Annotated in this window: 5 protein-coding genes; 1 reads left to right on the forward strand and 4 read right to left on the reverse strand. The window is 60.8% G+C overall.

The genetic code is table 11. The annotated features are described in order from the left end of the window. The coding region (gene rdgC / locus WCA53_RS27930) for a recombination-associated protein RdgC (RefSeq protein WP_423918524.1) at positions 1-200 on the forward strand (200 nt) is incomplete at its 5' end. A 72-nt stretch (positions 201-272) separates the two neighbouring features. On the opposite strand, the gene WCA53_RS27935 is transcribed toward rdgC, so the two are convergent. The 4 genes from WCA53_RS27935 to WCA53_RS27950 all read right to left on the reverse strand — a co-directional run. After that, the gene (locus WCA53_RS27935) at positions 273-887 is read right to left on the reverse strand and encodes an HAD family hydrolase (RefSeq protein ID WP_423918527.1); all 615 of its coding nucleotides are present in this window, start codon (positions 885-887) and stop codon (positions 273-275) included. A gap of 111 nt (positions 888-998) precedes the next feature. Next, complete coding sequence (locus WCA53_RS27940; RefSeq protein WP_423918531.1) at positions 999-1,427, reverse strand: hypothetical protein; 429 nt, start codon at positions 1,425-1,427, stop codon at positions 999-1,001. A 233-nt stretch (positions 1,428-1,660) separates the two neighbouring features. Continuing rightward, the gene (locus WCA53_RS27945) at positions 1,661-2,515 is read right to left on the reverse strand and encodes a GNAT family N-acetyltransferase (protein WP_423918535.1); all 855 of its coding nucleotides are present in this window, start codon (positions 2,513-2,515) and stop codon (positions 1,661-1,663) included. Positions 2,516-2,569: 54 nt separating this feature from the next. Further along, a partial coding sequence (locus tag WCA53_RS27950; RefSeq protein ID WP_423918538.1) for an Lhr family helicase occupies positions 2,570-3,135 on the reverse strand: 566 nt, incomplete at its 5' end.

Consider the following 3,135-nt stretch of genomic DNA (forward strand, 5'->3'; position numbering starts at 1 on the left):
CACCATCGCTGACTATCAAGCGTGTCACGCCACTCGACGTGCTCAAGGACGAGGCAGATCCCACCGCGCACAACGACGACGAACGATTCGACTCCGATTTCACGCTGATGACAGGTGAACTCGGACGCATGTTGGCCGACCTCGTCGACACGCTGGGCGGTGAGCAGCAAAACGCGACGCCTCAAGCGGTTGCAGCCTGATCCCCGACCACGGTCACGGGGTATAGCCTCGCGATGACGAGGTTTCGCGCCGATGCAGCACGTTGGCGACAGCTACATCAACCGGCGACGCTCCAGTTCTTCTGATAACGCGTCGCCGCTGACAAACTTGTAGCCCTGAAGACCGGCATTGATCGCCCCTGCTACGTTCGCGTCTGTGTCGTCGATGAAAAGGGTTTCGGCCGCACCACGGCCGAGCTGTTCGAGACAGCCGAGATAGGCCTGAGGGGCCGGCTTCGCCGCGCCGAATGAAGCGGATGCATAAACATGAGGACCAAAGAGTTGAGCGACCGGAGGATTCAGGTAGCCGATATGGTCGGTAACCAGACAGCAGTTATTGGTCAGCACTGCGATGCTGTGGCGTTCGGCCACTCTTGCGGCGAGCGCGATCACTTCCTCGTTGGGCGTAATGGACGCATGGCGAGCAGCCAGCCAGTCTTCGCGGTTGATGCGGCAGCCCAGCAGATCGCCCAATGCCCGCAGATACTCGTCGTCGCTGATCAGGCCCGCATCGGCACGTGCTTCAAGCCCGGATCCCCAAATGGCGTGACGGACGGTTTCGGGCGGCTGGCCTGATACGGCCGCCAGGTGAATGACTCGCGCGGCGCGGTCGTAGTGAGACAGTACGCCCTCCATGTCGAAAAGGACGAGCGTGATGGATGCTGTCATGCTGTCGGCTCTGCGTCAAAGCATCGAGAATGAAGCGCCGTCCGGCGGTGTGCCTCCAGATGGCTGGACGCTTCCCGTGATTGGCGCTCCGTGTTTGTGTCGGTACGCCCTTCAACTCTCAATGATCTGAACGCCGTTTTCGGAACACCAACGCCGCAGCGCAGCCGGAACATGGTCAGCTTCAAACGCTCGCCACGCTTCAAGTGCGCCTTGGCGCGCCAGCAGTTCGTTAAAGCGCGAGTAGGCGCCTTGCCGGGAGAAATATCCTTCGACCTGTTGGCAACACGACGGCAAATTTTCCTCAACAAAGCGTAAGGCGAGGCTTCTTCCTAGACCGAGCTCGTTCTTATGCGGTATTGCGAGGTAGCGGTCTGGACTTCCAAGGTCATCTGGAACTTCCTCGTCGCCTGCCCCAACGTATTCAGACCAACAATAGACTTCGCCCGTATCGAGCGATATATACGCCTCATGATCCATAGGCGCCGTGGAACTGACATAGTCGAAAGCTTCGGAAAGAGCCTCATAGGCGACGGTGACCATTTATCCACTCCCAAGCGATGACTAGCTGGCTGCAACCAAGTTGACCATCGGCGTTCAATAAAGACCACCACGCATGCAATAGAACGCCCGCCTTGAATATTAAAACATATCGGCGACCTCTCACAACGACGCGATGACCCCTGTTATCTGGCCGCTACACGGGTTCCGCCATGACCCATCGCCGTGCGCCACGTCGGTTCGTACCCTGCCCGGCAGCTTCAATGCAGGGACGCCTAACCTAGTTCGAAGGTCGTCACGCCGAACACGCCTTGCAGGTCGATCCCAGGCTGCGCCTGCGTGTACATCCGAGCGGTTTCAAAGACGCTCGACATGCCGTGCCGCTCGGCGAGCTGAAGTGCCGCCGCGTTGAGCTCCGGCACATCGATAAAAAGCGGCTGGCCCGCCACGGCTGCGCTGAGCGCATCGAACAGGTTGGCCGCGACTTGCGCGTCGTTCGCAAATAGCGGCCCGATTTTGTGCCCGACGCAGCACGCGCGTACCACGCCGAATCCGCGAATTTTTCCTGCTGCCAGCGCGACCACTGCCAGGCTGTCGGGCTGTGCGATCCAGCGTCGAAGGAATGGGTGCCGCTCCGCCGGAAAATATCTGCGGTCGTAAGCGGCGAGTTGCTCGATTGGTACGTCGGATGCGCGGACGACGCCCTTGGAATGCGGACAGGACTGCCCGACACCGCAGTACTGAACGTTCCGATACGCAAACTGGAAACCCGACCGGCGGTAATTTCCCTGCTGCGCGACTACACCGTCAAGACCGATGTTGCGATCCGCCAAATAGCCGAGCCCATGCTGCCAGAGCTGCATGCCGAGCCCCTTGCCACGCCATTCGGGCTTGACGATATAGAGGCCGATGAAGCCGAATGCATTGTCGTAAGCGACCGCCGACAGACACGCGACCGGCAAGGCACCGACTTCGCCGATGAAGAAGCCATTCGGGTCGGCCGCGTAAAAGCATTCGGCATCGTGCCTCCCCGGATTCCACCCCTCCGCCTCGGCCCAGGCGAGCGCAATGGCGACGTCCGCGCTTGTCATCGTGCGAATGCGCAACGGATTGCTTGACGATTGGCTCATGGCATTCTCCACACTCGACATTCGCAGCAGGATATAACCGAAACCAGCCCCCACCTATTGGGCCACGGGAGCATCACGACCTTGCTCGTAAGGTCTGCGAACCAAGTGCCATCGTACAGCCGCCTGCCCTTCTACATCCATCGAACCCACAACCCGCGTTTTTCCGCCAACGACAGCCCCCACGGGCAATCCATCCCGGTACAACACCCGGTTTCCAGACAGCGCCGGCACCTTCTCGCCGGGTAAAAGCGTCCCCACAAGATTCAACGGATCAACCGCGCTGACAGCAATAAAACTCCCGTCCCCCGGCCGCTTGCGCATCTCCCGCAACAACGGCACAGCCTCCGGCAACGCGAACTGCTCGCCCGTCAACCCCGCGACAAAACGACCGCCGCGAATCTCGCCGCGCGCCTCCAGCCGATGAAACACGCGCAACAAGTCGCGCCACGGCGGCAGCCAGTCGGCCTCACGCTCAAGCAGACGCCAGAACACCACGCCGTACCGGCGTAAAACAGTCATCGCCACATGCTCGAGCGCCTCGGCCTTCTGCGCGCCCTCGGCACGCCGCAGCAGCGCCCAACGCCCGGCATCGTCCATACCACCGATAAATCTCCCGCCCC

Origin of the sequence: Caballeronia sp. (assembly GCF_049581465.1) — a bacterium.
Taxonomy (GTDB): Bacteria; Pseudomonadota; Gammaproteobacteria; order Burkholderiales; family Burkholderiaceae; genus Caballeronia.